Raw genomic sequence first — 21,567 nt, 5'->3', positions numbered from 1 at the left:
ATGGAAACCTGGCACCGGAACCGGTTGAGCCCGCGGCAGGCTGAACTTGTCGAGGCTTGGCTGCCGGGGGTGCGTCTCGTTGCGGATCTTTCCTGGAACCTTCTGGATACCGCGGTCCTTGAAGTTGCGGACAGGCACCACAGGTATGTAGTCAAAGCGGCCGGGCCCTCCAACCACCACATAGGACGTGAGATAGACGCCCACGAGTCATGGATCAGCGTCTGGTCCCGGCAGAACCGTGCACCCAAACTAGTCCAGTCGGACCGTTCCGAGAACATCTTGGTCACGGAGTATCTGGAGGGTTCCCTCGTGGAGGGGACCGCAGCTGAATACGACACGGAAACGTATCGGCAGGCTGGCAATCTTTTGCGGATATTCCATGAGCAAACCGCGCGTACTGACGTTGACTATGAGGTGCGGGCCACTGCCAAAGCGTTGTCTTGGCTGGAGAAGCCTCACCGCATTCCCAAATCCCACGTTGAACAGGCCGGGGCCATTCTCGGCGCCTATCGGCCCAAGCCGGCGGTTCTCGTTCCGACCCATGGTGACTGGCAACCTCGCAACTGGCTCATGGACGGCAGCGATTTGAGGATCATCGACTTTGGCCGGTACGAATTGAGGCCTGCCGCAACCGATCTTTGTCGCTTGGCGGTGCAGCAATGGAGGTCTCGCAGTTATCTGGAGGCTGCCTTTTTCGAGGGGTACGGAACGGACTCCAGAGACGGTGATCTCTGGAATGTGATGCTGCTGCGCGAGGCCGTTTCGACCGCTGCCTGGGCTTACCGGGTCGGCGACTATAAGTTCGAGGAACAAGGCCACCGGATGATTAAGGACGCGCTGGCCAACTTCTCGTAGGTTTCGTCTGCGTGGATTTATTCAGAAGCGATCTTCGGTGGTCGGGTCCTCGTCGTCAGGTTCTATGGCCCAGCCCTTGGGCCTGGTCGTCGGCGGCTTGTCCCATGGCTGTCGGGGCACGTTATCAGGGTTGAGCGTGCTAACTGGGTGCCGCCGACGGCTTGGTTTGTGGGTAGGTAGTTGCGTTCAAAAGACGGGTATTTCCGGTTTCTGGAGGAGGCGGGTTTGAGCCTGTTTTCGGCCCGGAAATGTCAGTGCGGGATGAAATCCTGAGGTATGGATCAGCTCGGGAACACCGAATGGACAACCGAAGAACCAGGCAGTGAAGACCAGCAGCCGGATGGCAGCGCTGGTGAAACGGATGCGCCCTGTGCGGCCTGCTCCCTGTCGGTGTACCGGGCTGACCGGGCTGACCTGGCTGCCGAGCCTGTCGGGACCGCTGAGCCTGCCGGGCCTGCCGGGACCGCTGAGCCTGCCGGGCCTGTTGACGCGAGTGGCGACACTTCCACCGCCACCACCCCGAAGGACGGCGACGCCGACCATCCCGTTCCGGAAACCGGTAGCTCCAATCCCGGTGTTACTCCGAACGAAGATGCCGAGGACACGTCCACTCCCGACGACGCAGAAACCGCATCTACAGAGCCAGATGGCGCTGCCCGCGTGGGACCGGTTGGAGAGGCTGCCGGCGGTTTCCCGGACGGTTTCACCGGGACACTGGCGCTGCAGAACCTCGAGTCCTTCGACGAGTCCATGGTCGCGGAAACGCTCGGCCGGGTGGCGCACCTGATTTCCTGGGGGCAGGCCCTGGAGGCCCGCCTGGTGAACCGGATGGGGGAACTCTTCCGGGACGACCTGTATGCCGCTTCCGAGCGGATCGAGCCGGGGCTGGCGTTTAGCCTCGCAGCTTCCGAATGCGCGGCCATTTTGAATATTCCGCAGGTCACCGGTCAGCGGCTCCTGAGCGAAGCGACGGGTCTCTGCACTTCCCATACGGCAACCCTGACTGCTCTGGAAGAGGGACGGCTCTCCTACCAGCACGCGCAGGTGGTGCTGGAGCAATGCCAGAACGTTCCCGCCAAGGTGCTCCCGGAATTCGAGGCCGACCTGCTGAAGGCAGCGGAGGGCCAGACCCGGTCCCAGTTCTCAGCCAAGGCCCGCCGGCTGCGCGAGAAAAAGTTTCCGGAGACCATAAGCAAACGTCATTTAACCGCGTTCGAGCAGCGCAAGGTCACTCTGGACCGGGAAGAGGACGGCATGTCCTGCCTGTCCGCTTATCTGCAGGCGGCAGAAGCCCAGCAGATCTATACGACGCTCAGCACTGCCGCACGGGGTGAACAAGTAGCCGGCGATTCCCGGACCACGGACCAACTGCGTGCCGACATCCTCGCCCAGCTGCTGATGGGCGGCAATCGGGGACTTTTCGCAACGGGAGGGGCTCAACGCGGGACCGGCCACACCAGCAATGACACTGGCACAGCCACCCGGGATGAGGACCGAACCGGCTTTGCCAGCGGCTCGGAGGGCGCCCCCGATCGCCAAACCGGAACGGATGAGGGGATCGTCCCGCGGGCGGAAATCATGGTGTTGATCAGCGCCGAAACCCTCTTCGGCGCCGACGATCAGCCCGCCGAACTCCACGGCTACGGACCCATCAGCGCCCAAGAAGCCCGCAGGCTGGCCCGGAACGCCGTCGGTTGGACCGGATTGGCCCAGGACCCGCAGACGGGCGAAATTCTGGGTGTGGGACGCCGCCGGAAGGTCCCGGCCGGGCTCCGCCGTTGGCTCCGTGCCCGGGACGGAACCTGCAGGTTCCCCGGTTGCCGGGTAAGCACGGCGAACGCGGACATTGACCACACCGTCGATTGGGCCCGAGGCGGACCCACCGACCACGGCAACCTGGAACACCTGTGCCGCCGTCACCACCGGTTCAAGACCCTCGGGTATTGGAAGGCAAACCAACCCGTGTCCGGGGTGATCGAGTGGACCTCGCCGACCGGACGCGTCTACCGCACGGAACCTTTCTTGGAACTTGACCCACCGGATCCGGCATTGGATCGGAGTGGGCCTTCCGGACCGAAGGATTCAGGGCAGGAAGATTGCCGGCAGGAACAGGCACCGCCATTCTGAGGCGGGTGCAACCGGCTCGTGGTTACCGCGCCGGCCTGCCTCCCGGGCTACCGCCGCGCAGCCACGATGATCTCCCGGCTGGACTTTTCTACGAACGGACCGCCTTCCCAGTCTCCGTACCAGTCCACGGAGCTGAATCCGGCCCGGCCCAGCAGGTCCTTCAGTACCTCGGCCCGCACGAACTTCAGGGTACTGCGGCTGATGAACCGTTCGCCGTCGGACCGGAAGACAGTGCGGTCCTCGAAGGTGACCAACACGCCGTCGGACTGTTCCTCGGCTGAGATCAGTTCCCACTCCACCTCAAGTGTTCCTGCCGAGGATTCCTGGATGGCCGGCCCTGTACTGCCGCTGTCCCATTCCAGCCAGGCCTTCGCCGCAGGGTTCCGGGTTTCGAAATAGAAGGTTCCCCCGGAGACGAGCCGGGACCGAACAGCCACCAGGGTTTCGAGGATCTCGCCCTCGGTCAGCAGGCACTGAAACGCGTGCCCGGTCATCAGGGCAGCATCAAACGGACCGGGAGGAAGATCCGCGGCGGTGCCCTGCAGCCAGGAGACACTCTCGCCGCCGGCACGCGACCGCGCCACCTCCAGCATGCCGCTCGCCGGATCGATGCCGGTCAACGTGTGGCCCGCCAGCGCCAGACGTACGGCGAAACTGCCGGTGCCGCATCCGACGTCGGCGATGCGGAGCGGCTTATCGCCGATCAATCCGGCGTAAAAGTCGGTGTCCCATTGCCCGGCATTGTCTTCGTCATAGAGAGCCACGAGCCGCGGCTCGTTATAGACCGTGTCAACCATCATTCCCCCGGATTTCGGACAGTTGACCCGAATCTTACCGGGATTAAGCCCTGAGGAAAGGACTGTCCAGAGCACCGGTTTTGCGCGTTCGCACGGCGGATAATTTATCCCGATGCATCCAGTGCAGCACCGACTCACAGGAGGAACGCATGCCCCGAAAAGCACCCACGGCACCGCAGACGACGATCCGGGGGACACCCGAGCCCGCGCCGGTTACGCAGCAGACGCAGCAGACTCCACCGAAGCAGAAGACGCAGACCGCGCAGACCCCGCAGACCCCGCAAGAACTGGACGCGGCCTACTTCGCCCGCCTGATCGATGAGCGAATGGAACAAACCCGCGAGCAGATCAGTACGCTGACGGCCGTGATCCGGGAAGTCACCCTGGCCGCCAAGGACATTCCGGCTGACGACGAACACGACCCCGAAGGAACCACAGTGTCCGTAGAACGGGCCAACGAAGTGGCACTGCTGGCCGCAGCGGAAACATCGCTCCTTGACCTGATGGAGGCACAGGAACGCCTGAACACGGATAGCTATGGCATCTGCGAACGCTGCGGGACGGCGATCCCGACGGCACGGCTCGAGATCCGTCCGGAAACCCGCTTCTGCGTGGAGTGTGCTTCAGTTCGCAGGCGGTAACCGCGACGCCGCCGGTGCGGTTGAACCATGTGCGCAGCCTCACCGCCGTCCGGAAAGCCACCGGGGCGGGGATAGAATCTACGTGCACTTCAACCAAGACCGTAAGGATCCGTAACACGCATGAGCATCACCATCCGGCTTGCCACCGAGGCTGACTTTGACGACATCCGCCGGATTACCCGTGAGGCTTACCTGCACGGCAATCACATCGAGGCCGACAATCCCTACGTCAAGGAACTGGAAAACGTCGAGGACCGCGCCAAGCACACCGAGCTGTGGGTAGCCGAGCTCGACGGCAAGGTGGCAGCCTCCGCCGCGATCACGTACGCCGGACAGCCCTACACGGACATCGCCATTGAAGGCGAACTGGAATTCCGGATGCTCGCCGTGGATCCTGCCGTCCAGCGCGGGGGAGTGGGCCGCGCGATGGTGAACGCCATTGTCGATTACGCCCGGAACAAGGACGGCATCGACGCGGTCAGCCTCACCAGCATGACCACCATGCTGAACGCCCACGCCCTCTACCTGTCCTGCGGGTTTGAACGGGTTCCGGAGCGGGACTGGACCGTTCCCGGCGAGGACTACATTCTCTGGGTGTTCCGCAAGGCCGTTTAGTTCTCCAGCAGTACGCGGCCCCGGCCGTCCCGGTGCCCGACGGCGGCGGGACGGCTTTTGCGCGTCGGCCCCGGCCGTCTCGGTGCCCGAGGGCGGCGGGACGGCTTTTGCGCGTCGGCAGCGGTCGGCAGCGCGTCGGCAGCGTGTGGCGTCGGCCTCCATGCCCTGCCCCGAAACGCCGTAGACTGGAACGGATACCGGCGTAAAGCCGAAACACGTTCCTAAAAGACGCATGGGAGACTCATGTCTGAGATCAATCGTGAGGCTGTGGCGCATCTGGCGCGGCTGGCCCACATTGAGATGACCAACGACGAGCTGGACAAGATGGCCGGCGAACTCGATGTCATCGTGGATTCGATCAAATCCGTAAGCGAAGTTGCCGGCGAGGACATCCCGGCAACCTCCCACCCCATCCCGCTGGTCAACGTCTTCCGTGAAGACGTTGTGGGGCAGACGCTGACCAATGAAGAAGCACTGTCCGGCGCCCCGGACAACGCCGCCGGCCGCTTCAAGGTCCCCGCCATCCTGGATGAGGAGTAAAAGCTTCCATGAGTGAACTGATTACATCAAGCGCCGCACAGCTGGCCGCCAAGCTGGCTGCCGGTGAAGTGTCCGCCGTCGAGGTCACGCAGGCCCACCTGGACCGCATCGCGGAGGTGGACGGCGCCATCAACGCCTTCCTGCACGTCAACACCGATGAGGCGCTGCAGGTTGCCGCCGACGTCGACAAGGCCCGCGCCAACGGCGAGGAACTGCACGAACTGGCCGGCGTCCCCATCGCCATCAAGGACCTGATCGTCACCAAGGGCCAGCCCACCACGGCAGGCTCCAAGATGCTCGAGGGCTGGATGAGCCCCTACGACGCCACGGTGATCTCGAAGATCCGCGCCGCGCGTATGCCGATGCTCGGCAAGACCAACCTGGATGAGTTCGCCATGGGCTCCTCCACGGAACACTCCGCCTACGGCCCCACCCGCAACCCGTGGGACCTGGACCGCATCCCCGGCGGATCCGGCGGAGGCTCCGCAGCCGCCGTCGCCGCTTTCGAAGCTCCGCTGGCGCTGGGCACCGACACCGGCGGATCCATCCGCCAGCCGGCCGCCGTCACCGGTTCCGTGGGCGTGAAGCCCACCTACGGCGGCGTCTCCCGCTACGGTGCAATTGCCATGGCGTCCTCGCTGGACCAGATCGGCCCGGTGTCCCGCACCGTGCTGGACGCTGCCCTGCTGCAGGAGCTCATCGGCGGCCACGATCCCCGCGACTCCACCTCCCTGACTGACCCCGTGGGTTCACTGGCCGACGCCGCCCGCAACGGCAGCGTCGCCGGCATGCGCATCGGTGTCATCAAGGAACTGCAGGGTGAAGGCTACGAGGCCGGAGTCCAGGCCCGCTTCACCGAGTCCCTGGACATGCTGCGGGACGCGGGAGCGGAAATCGTCGAGGTGTCCTGCCCCAACTTCAAGTACGCACTCGGCGCCTACTACCTGATCATGCCGTCCGAGGCTTCCTCGAACCTGGCCAAGTACGACGGCGTCCGGTACGGCATGCGCGAGCTGCCCGCCGAGCCGCCGCTGACCATCGAACGCGTTATGGGCGCCACCCGCGCCGCCGGCTTCGGCGACGAGGTCAAGCGCCGCATCATCCTGGGCACCTACGCCCTTTCCGCCGGTTACTACGACGCCTACTACGGCTCGGCCCAGAAGGTGCGCACCCTGATCCAGCGCGACTTCAACGCCGCGTTCGCGCAGGCCGACGTGCTGATCTCCCCGACCTCGCCCAACACAGCCTTCAAGCTGGGCGAAAAGCTGGACGATCCGCTGGCTATGTACCTGAACGACGTCGCCACCATCCCGGCCAACATGGCCGGCGTCCCGGGCATCTCCATCCCCGGCGGCCTGTCCGACGGCCTGCCCGTCGGCATCCAGTTCCTGGCCCCGGCCCGTGAAGACATCCGCCTCTACCGTGCCGGCGCAGCCCTGGAGGGCCTGCTCGAGCAGAAGTGGGGCGGCCCGCTGCTGGCCTCGGCACCCGTACTCGGAGGAGTGAAGTAAATGTCCGTCCATATCCAGGATGAAACCCTGTCCTTCGAAGAGGCCATGGAGAAGTACGACCCGGTGCTGGGGTTCGAGGTCCACGTGGAGCTGAACACCAAAACCAAGATGTTCTCCGACGCCCCGAACATCTTCGGCGACGAGCCCAACACGGCCGTCACCCCGGTGGACCTGGGCATGCCCGGCGTGCTGCCGGTGGTGAACAAGAAGGCCGTGGAGTACTCGATCCTCATCGGCCTGGCCCTGAACTGCAAGATCGCCGAGTCCTGCACCTTCGCCCGGAAGCAGTACTTCTACCCGGACACACCCAAGAACTTCCAGACCTCCCAGTACGAAGACCCCATCGCGTACGACGGCTACCTGGACATTGAGCTCGAAGACGGCACCGTGTTCCGCGTCGAAATTGAACGCGCGCACATGGAGGAGGACGCCGGAAAGCTGACCCACATGGGCGGCGCCGCCGGCCGCATCCAGGGCGCCGACTTCTCCCTGGTGGACTACAACCGCGCCGGCGTGCCGCTGGTCGAGATTGTCACCAAGCCGATCGAAGGCGCCGGTTCGCGTGCCCCCGAGCTGGCCAAGGCCTACGTGGCCGCCATCCGGGAAATCGTGAAGAACCTCGGTGTCTCCGACGCGAAGATGGAGCGCGGCAACGTCCGCTGCGACGCCAACGTGTCGCTGCGTCCGTACGGCCAGGAAAAGTTCGGCACGCGTTCGGAAACGAAGAACGTGAACTCGCTGCGCGCCGTCGAACGCGCCGTCCGCTTCGAGATCCAGCGCCACGCCGCCGTCCTGGACTCCGGCAACGAGATTGTCCAGGAAACGCGCCACTGGCACGAGGACACCCGGTCCACCACCTCGGGTCGGCCGAAGTCCGACGCCGACGACTACCGGTACTTCCCGGAACCGGATCTCCTGCCCGTGGTCACCACCACGGAATGGATTGAAGAGCTGCGCTCCCGCCTGCCCGAGCCGCCGGCCGAGCGCCGCAAGCGGCTCAAGGAAGACTGGGGCTACTCCGACGCCGAGTTCCGCGACGTCGTCAACGCCGGAGTCATGGAAGCCATCGAGGAAACCATTGCCGCCGGCGCTTCCGCACAGGTTGCCCGCAAATGGTGGATGGGCGAGGTTGCCCGCCGCGCCAAGGAAGCCGAAGTGGATCCGGTGGACGTAGGCGTCACGCCCGAGCTGATCGTGGAGCTGGACCGCCTGGTCCAGGCCGGCAAGATCAACGACAAGCTGGCCCGCCAGGTCCTCGACGGTGTCCTCGCCGGCGAAGGCACCCCGGAGGAAGTCATCGACAAGCGCGGCCTGGCCGTGGTGTCCGACGACGGCCCCCTGCTTGAAGCGATCGACGCGGCCCTTGCGGCCCAGCCGGACGTTGCAGACAAGATCCGCGGCGGCAAGGTCCAGGCTGTCGGCGCCATCGTGGGCGGCGTTATGAAGGCCACCCGCGGGCAGGCCGACGCCGGCCGCGTGCGTGAGCTGATCCTGGAACGCCTCGGCGTGCAGGGCTAACGCAGCGAGAGACTGACGGAGGACCCCGGCAGGCATTGTGCCTGCCGGGGTCCTTTCCGTTTGTGGCCCGTTGCACACCCGGCGGGTACGCTGGCGCAATGGCCAACCTTCCCGCTGCCGAAATCTCCGCCGACGCCGCTCTGGTGAGCCAGCTGGTGCGGGAACAGCACCCCGACCTGGGCGGACAGGACCTGGAGCAGGTTGCCAGCGGATGGGACAACTACATTTACCGACTGGGCACGGAGTATGCCATCCGGTTGCCCCGCAGGAAATCTGCGGCCGGACTGACGGCCAACGAACAGCGGTGGCTCCCGCAGCTGACCGCCGACGTGCCCGTACCGACCTCAGCCCCGCTGTTCTGCGGGGCACCGTGCGAGCTCTACCCCTGGCCGTGGAGCATCACCGCCTGGTTTGACGGGCAGGACGTGTCCCTCTCTCCCCGGGACCGCAACGTTGCCCTCGCCGAACCGCTGGCCCGCTTCCTTAACGCCTTCCACCGACCGGCACCGCCGGACTTTCCCCGTAACCCGTTCCGTGGCGGCCCGTTGTCCGGGCGGGACGGAGCCGTACAGGGCAGGCTGGACAGCGGCATGGTGCCCCACGCCGCCCGGGTGCAGGAACTCTGGGACCAGGCCCAGGACATCCCGGCCTGGACCGGCCCCCCGCTGTGGCTGCACGGAGACCTGCACCCCGCGAATCTCGTTGCCAAGGACAACACCCTGCAGGCCGTCATCGATTTCGGCGACCTTACAGCGGGCGATCCGGCCACGGATCTGGCGGCAGCCTGGCTGGTGTTCGACGCCGAAGGGCGGGACACCTTCCGCCGCAGCCTGGGCAGCCAGTACGACGGAGATCCGCACGTTTGGGAACGGGCCCGCGGCTGGGCGATCTGCATGGCGACCATTCTGCTGGCGAACTCCGACGATGCCCCGGGACTGTACCTGGTGGGCTCGGAAACCCTGATGGAGATCCTCACCGGCGACCGGGAAAGGTTCTAGCCCGGTGGCGGCCGGCAGCTGGAAGCACTCTGTCCGGATTTCCACTGAGGGAGACGGGCACGTGCAGGAGGACGCCTGCGGCTATGCGGGCGCCACAGCCTGGGTAATCGACGGCGCCAGCGCCCTCTTGCCTCAGCTCGGGCTGCCGGGCCCCTCGGACCCGGCCTGGTATGCCCGGAATCTTGACCTGCTGCTGACTGATGCTGTGGTAGCGGCCGGTGTTGCACCCGCCCCGCAGGTGCTGGCCGATGCCCTGACCCGGATGGACCAGCTGGCCCGCACCCTGGCCGGCGAGGAGCGGATCCGCTTCCCGTCGGCTGCCCTGTGCCTGGCGCAGCTGACCGGGGACGGCGTGGAGATCCTCGCACTGGCGGATTGCCACGCGGTGGTGGAACTGGAAGACGGCTCGCTGGTGCACGTCACCCACGAACCGGCCGATATCCGGATCGGCACCGAATATTCCGCGGACCCGGTGCGGGAACGCGAGCTGCGGGTGCTGGACCGGGAACTGCGCAATACCCCCGGCCGGTTGTGGGTGGCCCGGCGGGAAGCAGAAGCCGCGTATCAGGCACGCACGGTCCGGCTGGGCCCGGCACGGCGGGTTGTGCTTGCCTCCGACGGTGCCTGGCGTGCGGTGGAACTGGGCATCGTCGACGGGCCGGGCGGCTTCCTGGCGGCGGCAGGCTCCGCGGTCGCCGCCCAGGAGCTGCTGCTGGCGCTGCGGACCCTGCAGGCGGAGCTGGGCGAAAACGCCGACGACGCCACCCTCCTCACATTGGAAAGGACCTGCCCATGACCGCTGACATTTCCTGCGACATCCTGGTGATCGGCGGAGGCATCGCCGGCCTGTCCCTGGCCTCCGAAGCTGCGTTCCGGATGGCCGCAGCCCCACAGCACCGGGGGAGCGGGGGCGGGGTTGTCCTGGTGGAAGCTGAACCGACCCTCGGCTACCACACGTCCTCCCGCTCCGCCCGGCAGCTGATCCCCAGCTACGGTCCGCCCGTTATCCAGGACCTGACACTGCGCACCCTGGCTTTGATCCGGGCGGCGGAGGCGGACCTGCCGGAACCCGTCCTGGCCCCTCGGAGCTTCCTGCTGATCGGAGATGAAGAGTCGGTGCGGGACCGGGCGAGTGCCCACATGCACCCGGTGATGCCGGCCGAAGCCCTGGGGTTGGCTCCGGAGCTGCGGCCGGAGGCTTTCAGCGCTGCCGGACTCGACACCACATCGGTGGCCTGCAATACCGATGCGCTGCTGGACTACCACCGGGAACGCCTGACCGCGGCGGGCGGCCGCATCGTCACGGGCCAGCGAGTGCAGGCGGCAGGGCGCATAGGGGACGCGGGCTCACAGCGCTGGGAAGCCGCTGCTGACGGCATGCGGTTTGAGGCCCGGGTGGTGGTCAATGCGGCCGGCGCCTGGGCGGATATCGTCGCGGGAACCTTCGGGGCTCGTCCCCAGGGGCTCACGCCCTACCGCCGCACCGCCGCCGTCGTCGACGTTGAACGGCCGCTGGACGCCGGGTCACCCATGGTGGCGGACGCGGGGGACCGGTTCTACTACCGGCCCGAAGGCAGGCAGGTACTTATATCGCCGTCGGAACGCGAACCGAGCGTGGCGGAGGACTCCCGGCCCCGGGACACAGATGTGCAGGCATTGGTGGAACTGGTCAACAGTGTCACGACCATGGGCATCACCGGGGTTGCCCGCGCCTGGACCGGGCTGCGTACGGAGACGCCGGACGGGTTGCCCGCGGTGGGCTGGGATCCTGCCGTTCCGGGGTTTTTCTGGCTGGCCGGGCAGGGTGGATACGGGTTCCAGACATCATCCGCCGTTGCCGAGCTGGCCACGGGAATCCTGCTTGCCGAGGACGTCGAAAACGGTGCCCGGGAAGCCCTCAGCCCCGCCCGCGACCGAGTGTGACCAAAGTCTCACCGATCGGCGCGTAACGAATCAGCCAAGGTGCGCGCGTATGGTCATTAGGTTCCCGAGACATGCCTAGAGTTGTAGTAACAAGTGCATCCCCTAAAACCCGAATACATTCATAATTCGGTGCCCGAAAGGTCAGTCTCAGTGCCAGATTTCTTGCCGCCAAAATTTGTTGGCGTGCAGCAGCGTCCGCTTTACATCCGGGTTCGTTCAATCCTGGAAATTCTGAGTACGCTGTGGCTGATTTCTGCCGTTATCGGCGTTGGTTTCTTTTCCGGCGGGACCACATCGCTCGCCTTTTCCCTGATTCTTCTTTACAGCACGGGCGCGGCTCTGCTGGTTGTCATCTCTGCCCTTTACCGCGTCCTCTCCCGGGCTGCACGCCAGCGGGTTGAAGCCGTCCCCGATGACAGCGCTGCCGCCGTGTTCGTGGACACCACCCGGTCAGCGACCGAAGAAATCATGGCCGCACTCCGTTCGGCCGCTCCTCATGGCAGCCCGGGGACATCTGTGCGGATGCCCTCAACGGTGGATGCCCTGGATGTGGCTGCCGCCCTGACAGCACGCACGGCTGCACTGACCTCTGCCGCCGCCGCCGAGAAGTCCGCGGCTGCCGCAGCTGCGATGGTTACTCCCGGGAAGCCGAGTACGGGCAAGTCCGCCATGAATAAGTCCGTGAACAAGTCCGCAGTGAACAAGTCCGCCAGCAAGAAGAAGGCTGCTCCGAAGCAGCCGGCCCAGCCCAAGAAAGCCCAGGCTGCGAAGTCCCGTCCCGCCAACAACAGCGGTTCGCGCGGCACGGGTAACCAGGCCTCCACCGCTCCGAAGAAGAGCACCGGCGGCAAGAAGCCGGGTTCGGCCGGGAAAGGTGCAGGCGGAGATAAGGCCTCGACCAGCGGGTCTGCCGGAACCACAAAGCCTGAACGAGCTACGGCTCCGGATGTGAAAGCCGTCCGCTTCGAGACCGGCACGAGCATACCGGGTATCCGCACGGCTCAGCAGGACATTCTTCCCCGCCAGACAGGTGCACCGTCCTGCGGCCTTTCCGCAGGAGCAACCCGTCCCGGCGGTCCAGGTCCGCGTCAGCTCGTCGCCGCCTGACGTTCCGCTGGGCCTAATACTCAGGTAGTTGTCAGGTTGTCTTCAGCGGCTACCCAGATGGGCCGTTTATCGTAATTAGTACCTCATAAGGGTGCGAGTGATGAATGGACCGAGTAGTGACCGGTCCGGACGCCGGCAGACTAGGGTTGTTTCCCCCAACCAGCCCCAAGTCTGCCGGCGTTTTTCCTTTTAACCCGCATGTTGTGGGAGCACCCCCGGCAGCGCAGCAACCCCGGCAGTGCAGCGCCCCGGCAGCACAGCATCCCCGGCGCTATTCGGCACTGAAATCGCGGAATTCCCCGGTCGCCGGTGAAAAGGATTCCTCGACGTCGGCCACCACGCCCGGCGCCTTGGGGCCGCGAAGGAACTCCCGAAGTCCATCCAAAGCCGGTTCCCTGCCTTCGGCCACTACGTGGACGGATCCGTCCGCCGCATTGGAGACCACGCCGGTCAAGCCCAGCTGCACGGCTTGCCGGAGGGTGCGGTATCGGAATCCGACGCCTTGGACCTCGCCGGTGACCCGTGCCGTCAGACGGCGGGCAGTTCCTTCCGGATGCTCTTGCTCATTCATGTGCACAGCGTAGCTGGATCTGCACAGCCTGGCGCCGGGGGAGGGCCGGGGGAACGCTCCGGGGGACGCCAGGGGAGCGCCGGGACGGCGGGAGGTTCTTCGACGACAAAATCAGTGCAGGCGGGTTCCCAGCTCGTCCTCCACCGCTGCCAGCAGGGAACCGCCCTCGACGAGCACCCTGAGAGCCTCGATTTCCGGGGCGAGGTACCGGTCCGGACCTGGCCCGGGCACAACGGTCCGGATCACGGCCCGCGCCGCCGTCACTGCGGGTGCGCTGCGGGAGGTGGCCGTGCCGCCGTCGCGCATGTCCAGCCCCCGTGCCGAGGTCAGCAGTTCAATGGCCAGCACCCGGGTCAGTCCGTCCAGTGCCCGGCGCAGCTTCAACCCCGCCGCCCAGCCCATGGAGACGTGGTCCTCCTGCATGGCGGAGGACGGGATGGAATCCACCGATGCGGGCACCGCCAGGCGCTTGAGCTCCGAGACGATGCCGGCCTGCGTGTACTGGGCGATCATGTGCCCGGAGTCCACACCGGGGTCGTGGGCCAGGAAGGCATTGAGGCCGTGGCTGCGGGACCGGTCCAGGAACCGGTCGGTGCGCCGCTCGCTCATGGACGCAACGTCCGCGACGGCGATGGCCAGGAAATCCAGCACATAGGCCACCGGGGCGCCGTGGAAGTTGCCGTTGGATTCCAACCGTCCGTCCAGCGTCACCACCGGGTTGTCGATGGCTGAGGCCCGCTCGGCTGCCGCCACGGCTTCGGCATGCAGCAGCGTGGAGCGGGCGGCGCCGTGGACCTGGGGTGCACAGCGCAGCGAGTAGGCATCCTGCACCCGGGTAAACCCGCCGGTCTTCTGCTCCTCGATCAACGCGGATCCGGACAGGACCGAGCGGATGTTCGCTGCTGATTCGCCTTGCCCGGGCTGGGGCCGCAGTGCCTGGAGGTCTGCGGCAAACACACTGTCGCTGCCGAGCAGGCCTTCCACGCTCATGGCTGCGGCGAGGTCCGCCGTGGCCAGCAGCCGGTGCAGGTCCGCGATGGCCAGGGTCAGCATGCCCAGCATCCCGTCCGTGCCGTTAATGAGCGCCAGCCCCTCCTTCTCCTGCAGCTCCACCGGTTCCAGTCCGGCCGCGGCGAGCGCTGCCGAAGCGGTCACCAGCTGCCCGCCGGCGTCGCGCACTTCCCCTTCGCCCATCAGCGCCAGGGCACAGTGCGAGAGGGGAGCGAGGTCTCCGGAGCAGCCCAGTGAGCCGTACTCGCCCACCACCGGGGTGATGCCCGCGTTGAGCATCCCGGCGTAGGCCAGCGCGACGGCGGGACGTACTCCGGTCCGGCCGGTGGCCAGCGTAGCCAGGCGGTTGAGCATCAGGGCGCGCACCACCTCCCGGTCCACTTCGGACCCCGACGACGCCGCGTGGCTGCGGATCAGCGAGCGCTGCAGCTGGATCCGCTGCTCCGGCGGGATCTGCTTGACCGCCAGGGCACCGAACCCGGTGGAGACGCCGTAGTGCGGCTTGTCATCTGCGGCGAGAGCCTCGATGACCCCGCGCGAGGCGGCCATGGCAGCCAGGGCGTCGGGAGCCAGCGTCACCTGCACGCCGTGCCGGGCGACGTCGAGGATATCCTCCCCGGAGAGCGGACCAACCCCCAGTTCCACGGCGGCGTCCACGTTGTTGTTGCGTAGCTGCATGCTTGTTCCTTCTGCGCTTGGACGGCCCCGGTTGCTATCCATCTTGCCCGTTCAACCCGGTGCAGGGGCGAACCCGGGCGGATTCAGCTTCTGGGATCCCAGACACGGGCCTAGACTCTGGACATGCCCGCCGCCTATACCCGTGTCCAGGTCCCGGCCGCAGCCCAGGTCCTGGCCATCCTGCGCTATCTGGGACAGCAGGCCGGACCGGTCAGCGCGTCCGCCGTCGCGCGGGACCTTTCGTTGCCGCGCTCCACCACGTACCACCTGCTCGCGGCGCTGGTCAGCGATGGTTTTGCCGTGCACCTGCCGGAAGAACGGCGGTATGCCCTCGGAGCCACCGCCCACGAACTGGGCACCGGCTATGCCCGGCAGGCTCCGCTGCAGCGCATTGCCCGGTTCCCGCTGCGCGGGCTGGTTGCCCGGACCCGCTTCACCGCGCATCTGGCGGTGCTGCAGGGAACGGACGTGATCTACGTGATCGAGGAACGGGCTCCGCGCCAGCAGCCGCTGGTGACCGACGCCGGCATCCGCCTCCCGGCCCACCGCACTGCCAGCGGCCGGGTCCTGCTGGCCGGAATGACAGGGGCGCAGCTGAAGGCGCTCTATCCGGACCCGGGGGCTGTCCGGTCCTCCCGGAGCAGCGGTGCCGGCCTGCCGGGCCTGCTTAAGGAGATCCGGGGGCGCGGCTATGCCTGGGAGGAGAACGAAGTCACCGAGGGATTCTCGTCCATTGCCGTGCCCGTACCGGACCGCTCCGGGCATACGGTCGCCGGCCTGACCCTGACCGCACCCAACCGCGCACCGGCAGCGGGCATCGAGGCGGCTCCGGCGCACCCGATCGAGGCCATGGCGGACCGGGTCCTGCCCGATCTGCTGCGGTGCGCCGCCGAGCTTTCCCGCCGGCTGGGCGCCCGCCCGCAGCCCGCTCCCAATGCGTCTGGTATCCCAGACATCTATCCCGGGCCGGCTGCGCGCTGAACCGCCCCGGGGCTACGGTCTGGCTATGTCTTCCACCTCTGACCCGTCCCGCCGCATCCGGGCACCGCGCGGCACCGCCCTCACCGCGCACAGTTGGCAGACCGAGGCGCCGCTGCGGATGCTGATGAACAACCTGGACCCGGAAGTGGCCGAACGGCCCGAGGACCTGGTGGTCTACGGCGGCACCGGCCGGGCCGCCCGCAGCTGGGAAGCCTACGACGCCATCATCCGGACCCTCTCCACACTGGCCGATGATGAAACGCTGCTGGTGCAGTCGGGCAAACCGGTGGGGGTTTTCCGCACCCACGAATGGGCGCCGCGCGTGCTGATCGCCAACTCCAACCTGGTGGGGGACTGGGCCACCTGGCCCGAGTTCCGCCGGCTGGAAGCGGAGGGCCTGCTGATGTACGGGCAGATGACCGCCGGTTCGTGGATCTACATCGGCACCCAGGGCATCCTGCAGGGCACCTTTGAAACCTTCGCCGCCGTGGCCCGGAAGCTCTTCGCCGACGAAAACGCCACCCTCGCGGGCACCCTGACCCTGACCGGCGGCTGCGGCGGAATGGGCGGCGCGCAGCCGCTCGCAGTCACGCTGAACGGGGGAGCGGTCCTGATTGTCGACGTCGACGAGGCACGCCTGGCCCGCCGCGTCGGGAAGCGCTACCTGGACGAGGTGGCGCCGGACCTGGACACCGCCGTCGCCCGCGTTATGGCGGCACGGAACGAAAAACGTGCCCTGTCCGTGGGGCTGGTGGGCAACGCCGCGGAGGTGTTCGAGGAACTGCTGCGACGGCAGCAGGCCGGAGAGATCACGGTCGACATTGTCACCGACCAGACCTCCGCCCACGACCCGCTGAGCTACCTGCCCGCCGGCATCCCCGTGGACCGCTGGCAGGCCGAAGCCGCCGCGGATCCGGAAGGCTTCACCAAGCAGGCCCGCGAATCCATGGCCCGGCACGTTGCCGCCATGGTCGGGTTCCAGGACGCGGGCGCCGAAGTGTTCGACTACGGCAATTCCATCCGCGACGAGGCACGCCAGGGCGGCTATGCGCGGGCCTTCGACTTCCCCGGCTTCGTCCCCGCCTACATCCGTCCGTTGTTCTGCGAGGGAATGGGTCCGTTCCGCTGGGTGGCGCTCTCCGGAGATCCGCAGGACATCGCGGTGACCGATGCAGCCATCAAGGAACTGTTCCCGGAGAACCTGCCCCTGCACCGCTGGATCGACGCAGCTGCCCAACACGTGGAGTTCGAGGGCCTGCCCGCGCGGATCTGCTGGCTGGGCTACGGAGACCGTGCCAAGGCCGGGCTCCTGTTCAACCGGCTCGTCGCCGAGGGCAAGGTGAGCGCGCCCATTGTGATCGGCCGGGACCATTTGGATTCGGGGTCGGTGGCCTCACCGTACCGGGAGACCGAAGCCATGGCCGACGGTTCGGACGCCATCGCGGACTGGCCCCTGCTCAACGCCCTGCTGAACACCGCGTCCGGTGCCACCTGGGTGTCCCTGCACCACGGCGGCGGTGTGGGCATCGGCCGGTCCATCCACGCCGGGCAGGTGGGCGTGGCCGACGGAACCGCGCTGGCCGCCCGTAAACTGGAAACCCTGCTGACCAATGATCCGGGCACCGGGGTGATGCGGCACGCGGACGCCGGGTACTCCCGGGCCGCGGACGTCGCCGCCGAGCGCGGCATCCGCATCCCCATGAACGAATAAGCATCCCGCCTGGAGAGAACCATGGACACTGTTACCGGCCTGCTCGCTTCCATTGCCGACGTCGGACGGGATTCCCAGCGCGGCGGATACTCGCGCCCGGTGTTCTCCACGCCGGAGCTGACACTCCGCGAGTGGTTCGTCCAGGAGGCGCAGAGCCGTGGCCTGGATGTGGAGACAGACCGCAACGGCATCCTCTGGGCCTGGTGGGGGCAACCCGAACGCGGGGCACTGGTGACGGGCAGCCACCTGGACTCGGTGCCGGGCGGCGGAGCGTTCGACGGGCCGCTGGGGGTGGCCTCCGCGCTCGCCGCCGTGGACCTGCTGCGCGGGCGGGGAATTAGCCGCAACCGCTCCCTGGCCATCACCGTCTTCCCGGAAGAGGAAGGATCCCGCTTCGGGGTCGCTTGCCTGGGTTCGCGGCTGCTGACCGGCGAAATTGACCCGGACAAGGCCCGGAACCTGCGCGATGCCGACGGCACCACCTTCGCGGACGCCGCCCGGGCCAACGGACTCGACCCCGCACGGCTGGGACGCGACGACGAGGCGCTGGCCCGGATCGGTGACTTCGTGGAACTGCACGTGGAGCAGGGCCGCGGGCTCGGCGAGGACGGACCGGCCGTTGCCGTGGGCGGATCCGTCCTGGGCCACGGCCGCTGGCGGATCAGTGTCTCCGGGCAGGGCAACCACGCCGGCACCACCGCCATGGATGACCGCGCCGACCCCATGGTTGCCGCCGCGCACATCATCGTGGCCGTGCAGAAGGCTGCCGCCGCCGTCGACGGCGCCCGGGCGACAGTGGGCCGGATCTCGCCCGTTCCCGGGGGCACCAACGTCATCGCATCCCGGGTGGACGTGTGGCTCGATGCCCGGCACCCCGACGATGCCGTCGCGTTGGCCCTCGTGGAAACCATCCACGGCAAGGCGCAGAAGATCGCCGCGTTCGAAGGCTGCACCGTGTCCCTGACGCCGGAATCCTGGACCGGCTCGGTGACCTTCGATGCCGCACTGGGCCGCAGCCTGGAACTGGCTCTGCCGGGGGCCCCGGTGCTGGCCACGGGGGCGGGGCACGACGCCGGCATCCTCGCCGGACACGTGCCTTCCGGAATGCTGTTTGTGCGCAACCCGACCGGGATCTCGCATTCCCCGGAGGAACACGTGGAGGCCGACGACGCCGAAGCCGGAGCAGTGGCCCTTGCGGACTCGCTGGAGGCGCTGCTGTGACAGATGCCGCGGGTCCGTCGGGTGCTGCCGTCTGGTGCGAGTCCGGGTGGCACGACGGCAGTATTCGGGACGGCATTCGGCTGACGGTCGACTCCGCCGGCAGGGTCACGGCAGCCGTCCCCGGAACGGAAGCCGAACCCGGGGACCTGCTGCTGCCCGGCGTCGTCTTTCCTGCAGCCGCGAACGCCCACTCGCACGCCTTCCACCGGATACTGCGTGGACGTACCCACACCGCCGGGGACTTCTGGAGCTGGCGCGAGCAGATGTACTCGGCCGCCGGCGCCCTCACGCCGGATCTCTATGAGCAGTTGGCGACGGCGGTGTTCGCCGAAATGGTGGTCTCGGGATACACCAGCGTGGCCGAATTCCACTATGTGCACCACGCCCCGGACGGGTCCGCCTACCCGGACCACGCCATGGAACTGGCCCTGGCCCGAGCCGCGGTTGCCGCCGGCATCCGGCTGACTCTCCTGGACACCTGCTATCTTTCCGGCGGTTTCGGGCCCGGCGGTTCCGGAACACGCAGTTTGGGGACACCGCTGGACGCCCGGCAGCAGCGGTTCGGGGACGCCGACGCCGATGCCTGGCTGGAGCGGTTCGCTTCGCTGCAGGCGGCGGTCGGGGAGCGGTTTGATCACGAGCAGGTGAGTGTCGGAGCCGCCCTGCACTCGGTCCGCGCAGTGCCGGAAGCGGCGCTGGCACGCATCGCGGAGCAGTTGCCGGCCGGGATTCCGCTGCACATCCATCTGTCCGAACAGCCGCAGGAAAACGCGGACTGCCTGGCTGCGACCGGGCTGACCCCCACCGGGCTGCTGCATCGGTACGGGCTGCTCGGCCCGCGGCTCTCAGTGGTCCACGCGACGCACCTGACTGACGCCGACATCGCCCTGTTGGGAGAGGCCGGGGCCACCGCGGTGTTCTGCCCCAGCACGGAAGCCGACCTCGCTGACGGACTCGGACCGGCGGCAGCACTGCGGGACGCGGGAGTTGCCCTGGCGCTGGGCAGCGACCAGCACGCCGTCGTCGATCCGTGGCTGGAAATGCGGGCACTGGAATACGGAGAGCGGCTGCGGACCGGTAGGCGCGGGGCCTTCGCTCCGAACGATCTGCATTTCGCCGTGTCCGACGCCGGTGCGCGCGCCCAAGGACGGACAGCGCCCGGGCTGGAACCGGGGAAGGCGTGCGACCTCATGGCCGTGGACCCGCACAGCCTGCGCACCGCCGGGTCGCGGCCCGACCAGCTGGCATTCTCCGCCACCGCTGCGGACGTGTCCGCCGTCGTCGTCGGCGGCCGGCTGCGCGCCCGGAACGGTTCACACACTTCGCTGGGAAACCCGGCCGCCCTGCTGCGGGAGGCCATTGCCGCCGTCGACTCTGCGGCCGCACCAGTACACGAAACCCGCTTGGAAGGAACCCGGCGCCCATGAGCTCCGCCTCGACACTGATCACCAACATCGGCGAACTTTCCACCCAGGACTACTCGGCGGAGGCTCCGGTCCTGAAGAACGCCGCCATGGTGTTCGAGGGGGAACGGATCAGCTGGATCGGCCCGGCGGGGAACGCTCCGGCGGCCGATGAGGTCATCGACGCCGGCGGGCGGGCCGGGCTGCCGGGCTGGGTGGACTCGCACACCCATCTGGTGTTTGCCGGGGACCGCAGCGCGGAGTTCGAAGCGCGGATGGCAGGGCAGGCCTACGAAGCCGGCGGGATCGCCGTCACCACGGAGGCAACCCGGGCGGCGTCGGACTATGACCTGACCCGGATGCTCCTGGCCCGGGCCGCGGAGGCCGCAGCGGGCGGGACCACGTACCTGGAAACCAAGACCGGCTACGGGCTGAGCGTGGAGGAGGAACGCCGGCATGCCCGGATCGCCTCGACGGTGGCGGACGCCGTCACGTTCCTGGGTGCGCACCTGGTGCCGGACGGCGCCGACGCCGACGAGTACACGGACCTGGTCTGCACCGACATGCTTGCCGCGGTGCGGCCGTATGTGCAGTGGGCGGATGTCTTCTGCGAAAAGGGCGCTTTCAGCGAGGAGCAGTCGCGCCGGGTGCTGCAGGCAGCCCGGGATGCGGGCCTGGGGTTGCGGGTGCACGGGAACCAGTTGGGTTTGGGGGCGGGGGTGCGGCTCGCCGTGGAGTTCGGGGCGGCCAGCGTCGACCACGTGAACCACCTGTCCGACGACGACGTCGCCGCGCTCGCGGACAGCTGGTCCGGGTGGGACTCCGGTGCCGGAGTCCCAGGGACCGTCGCGACGTGTCTGCCGGCCTGTGACCTGTCCACCCGGGCACCGCTGGCTCCGGCACGGCAGTTGCGGGACGCCGGGGTGCAGGTGGCCTTGGCTTCCAACTGCAACCCGGGAACCTCCTTCACCAGCTCCATGGCTTTCTGCGTCGCCACTGCCGTGCTCCAGATGGGCCTGACCGTGCACGAAGCCGTCCGGGCCGCGACGTACGGCGGCGCTCTGGCACTGCGGGTACACACCGGGGCCGACCGGGACGGTGCACGGGCTGTCGGGTCGCTCGCCGTCGGGCACCGTGCCGACCTGCAGCTGCTCAACGCCCCCTCGGCAGCCCATCTGGCGTACCGGCCCGGCATGCCGCTGACCGGGATGGTGTTTCGGGCCGGGGTGCAGGTACGCCGCTGAGCTGGGCTACGGGGTGCGGGAGTAGGGACTGCGGGGCTGCGGGGTGCGGGCGCGGGGCCGGACGGGATCGAGTCTGCACGATTTACCAATTTCAGAGCGGAAACCGGTAAATGTT

The 21,567-nt window shown here is 67.6% G+C and carries 19 protein-coding genes; 16 read left to right on the top strand and 3 right to left on the bottom strand.

The features are described from left to right. Nucleotides 1-855 (top strand): phosphotransferase, encoded by an 855-nt coding sequence (locus tag LOC56_RS15985; RefSeq protein ID WP_229953256.1) that lies wholly within the window; start codon nt 1-3, stop codon nt 853-855. 276 nt (nt 856-1,131) lie between these two features. After that, nucleotides 1,132-2,982: an HNH endonuclease gene (locus LOC56_RS15980; RefSeq protein WP_229953255.1), complete on the top strand. Its 1,851-nt coding sequence runs from the start codon at nt 1,132-1,134 to the stop codon at nt 2,980-2,982. 47 nt (nt 2,983-3,029) lie between these two features. Here LOC56_RS15980 and LOC56_RS15975 read toward each other — a convergent pair whose 3' ends face one another. Next, nucleotides 3,030-3,782, bottom strand: a complete 753-nt coding sequence (locus LOC56_RS15975; RefSeq protein WP_229953254.1) for a class I SAM-dependent methyltransferase — start codon at nt 3,780-3,782, stop codon at nt 3,030-3,032. A 146-nt stretch (nt 3,783-3,928) separates the two neighbouring features. Between LOC56_RS15975 and LOC56_RS15970 the strand changes: the two genes are divergently transcribed. The 9 genes from LOC56_RS15970 (at nt 3,929) to LOC56_RS15930 (ending at nt 12,632) form a co-directional block, all read left to right on the top strand. Continuing rightward, complete coding sequence (locus tag LOC56_RS15970; RefSeq protein WP_229953253.1) at nt 3,929-4,420, top strand: TraR/DksA family transcriptional regulator; 492 nt, start codon at nt 3,929-3,931, stop codon at nt 4,418-4,420. A gap of 120 nt (nt 4,421-4,540) precedes the next feature. Beyond that, nucleotides 4,541-5,035 carry a GNAT family N-acetyltransferase gene (locus LOC56_RS15965; RefSeq protein ID WP_229953252.1) on the top strand — a complete coding sequence of 165 codons (495 nt, stop codon included), beginning with the start codon at nt 4,541-4,543 and terminating at the stop codon, nt 5,033-5,035. A gap of 243 nt (nt 5,036-5,278) precedes the next feature. Continuing rightward, nucleotides 5,279-5,575 (top strand): Asp-tRNA(Asn)/Glu-tRNA(Gln) amidotransferase subunit GatC, encoded by a 297-nt coding sequence (gatC, locus tag LOC56_RS15960; protein WP_227924393.1) that lies wholly within the window; start codon nt 5,279-5,281, stop codon nt 5,573-5,575. A gap of 8 nt (nt 5,576-5,583) precedes the next feature. Next, nucleotides 5,584-7,086 carry an Asp-tRNA(Asn)/Glu-tRNA(Gln) amidotransferase subunit GatA gene (gatA, locus tag LOC56_RS15955; RefSeq protein ID WP_229953251.1) on the top strand — a complete coding sequence of 501 codons (1,503 nt, stop codon included), beginning with the start codon at nt 5,584-5,586 and terminating at the stop codon, nt 7,084-7,086. Continuing rightward, complete coding sequence (gene gatB, locus LOC56_RS15950; RefSeq protein ID WP_227924395.1) at nt 7,087-8,604, top strand: Asp-tRNA(Asn)/Glu-tRNA(Gln) amidotransferase subunit GatB; 1,518 nt, start codon at nt 7,087-7,089, stop codon at nt 8,602-8,604. Nucleotides 8,605-8,702: 98 nt separating this feature from the next. After that, nucleotides 8,703-9,602: an aminoglycoside phosphotransferase family protein gene (locus LOC56_RS15945; RefSeq protein ID WP_229953249.1), complete on the top strand. Its 900-nt coding sequence runs from the start codon at nt 8,703-8,705 to the stop codon at nt 9,600-9,602. Between the two features lie 4 nt (nt 9,603-9,606). Continuing rightward, nucleotides 9,607-10,398, top strand: coding sequence for a protein phosphatase 2C domain-containing protein (locus LOC56_RS15940; protein ID WP_229953247.1), 792 nt, complete (start codon nt 9,607-9,609; stop codon nt 10,396-10,398). Then, nucleotides 10,395-11,525, top strand: coding sequence for an NAD(P)/FAD-dependent oxidoreductase (locus tag LOC56_RS15935; RefSeq protein WP_229953241.1), 1,131 nt, complete (start codon nt 10,395-10,397; stop codon nt 11,523-11,525). The genes LOC56_RS15940 and LOC56_RS15935 overlap by 4 nt, the downstream gene beginning before the upstream one ends. A gap of 183 nt (nt 11,526-11,708) precedes the next feature. Next, nucleotides 11,709-12,632, top strand: a complete 924-nt coding sequence (locus tag LOC56_RS15930; protein WP_229953239.1) for a hypothetical protein — start codon at nt 11,709-11,711, stop codon at nt 12,630-12,632. 271 nt (nt 12,633-12,903) lie between these two features. Here LOC56_RS15930 and LOC56_RS15925 read toward each other — a convergent pair whose 3' ends face one another. Continuing rightward, the gene (locus LOC56_RS15925; protein ID WP_229953238.1) at nt 12,904-13,203 is read right to left on the bottom strand and encodes an acylphosphatase; all 300 of its coding nucleotides are present in this window, start codon (nt 13,201-13,203) and stop codon (nt 12,904-12,906) included. A 111-nt stretch (nt 13,204-13,314) separates the two neighbouring features. Beyond that, on the bottom strand, nt 13,315-14,892 hold the full coding sequence (hutH, locus tag LOC56_RS15920; protein WP_229953237.1) for a histidine ammonia-lyase: 1,578 nt from the start codon (nt 14,890-14,892) through the stop codon (nt 13,315-13,317). A 123-nt stretch (nt 14,893-15,015) separates the two neighbouring features. Here hutH and LOC56_RS15915 point away from each other — a divergent pair, with 123 nt between their 5' ends. The 5 genes from LOC56_RS15915 to hutI are packed head-to-tail and all read left to right on the top strand — an operon-like array spanning nt 15,016 to nt 21,452. Then, nucleotides 15,016-15,873 carry an IclR family transcriptional regulator gene (locus LOC56_RS15915; protein ID WP_229953236.1) on the top strand — a complete coding sequence of 286 codons (858 nt, stop codon included), beginning with the start codon at nt 15,016-15,018 and terminating at the stop codon, nt 15,871-15,873. A gap of 25 nt (nt 15,874-15,898) precedes the next feature. Beyond that, the gene (gene hutU / locus LOC56_RS15910; RefSeq protein WP_229953234.1) at nt 15,899-17,584 is read left to right on the top strand and encodes a urocanate hydratase; all 1,686 of its coding nucleotides are present in this window, start codon (nt 15,899-15,901) and stop codon (nt 17,582-17,584) included. 21 nt (nt 17,585-17,605) lie between these two features. Next, nucleotides 17,606-18,805, top strand: a complete 1,200-nt coding sequence (locus tag LOC56_RS15905; RefSeq protein ID WP_229953233.1) for an allantoate amidohydrolase — start codon at nt 17,606-17,608, stop codon at nt 18,803-18,805. Beyond that, nucleotides 18,802-20,232 (top strand): formimidoylglutamate deiminase, encoded by a 1,431-nt coding sequence (locus LOC56_RS15900; protein WP_229953232.1) that lies wholly within the window; start codon nt 18,802-18,804, stop codon nt 20,230-20,232. The genes LOC56_RS15905 and LOC56_RS15900 overlap by 4 nt, the downstream gene beginning before the upstream one ends. Beyond that, nucleotides 20,229-21,452: an imidazolonepropionase gene (hutI, locus tag LOC56_RS15895; RefSeq protein WP_229953230.1), complete on the top strand. Its 1,224-nt coding sequence runs from the start codon at nt 20,229-20,231 to the stop codon at nt 21,450-21,452. Before LOC56_RS15900 ends, hutI begins: the two co-directional genes overlap by 4 nt. Nucleotides 21,453-21,567 lie beyond the last annotated feature (115 nt).

Origin of the sequence: Arthrobacter sp. zg-Y179 (assembly GCF_020907345.1) — a bacterium.
GTDB classification, from domain to species: Bacteria; Actinomycetota; Actinomycetes; order Actinomycetales; family Micrococcaceae; genus Arthrobacter_B; species Arthrobacter_B jinronghuae.
The sequence above is the reverse complement of the archived record's forward strand: the minus strand, read 5'-3'. Positions and strand labels throughout refer to the sequence as shown.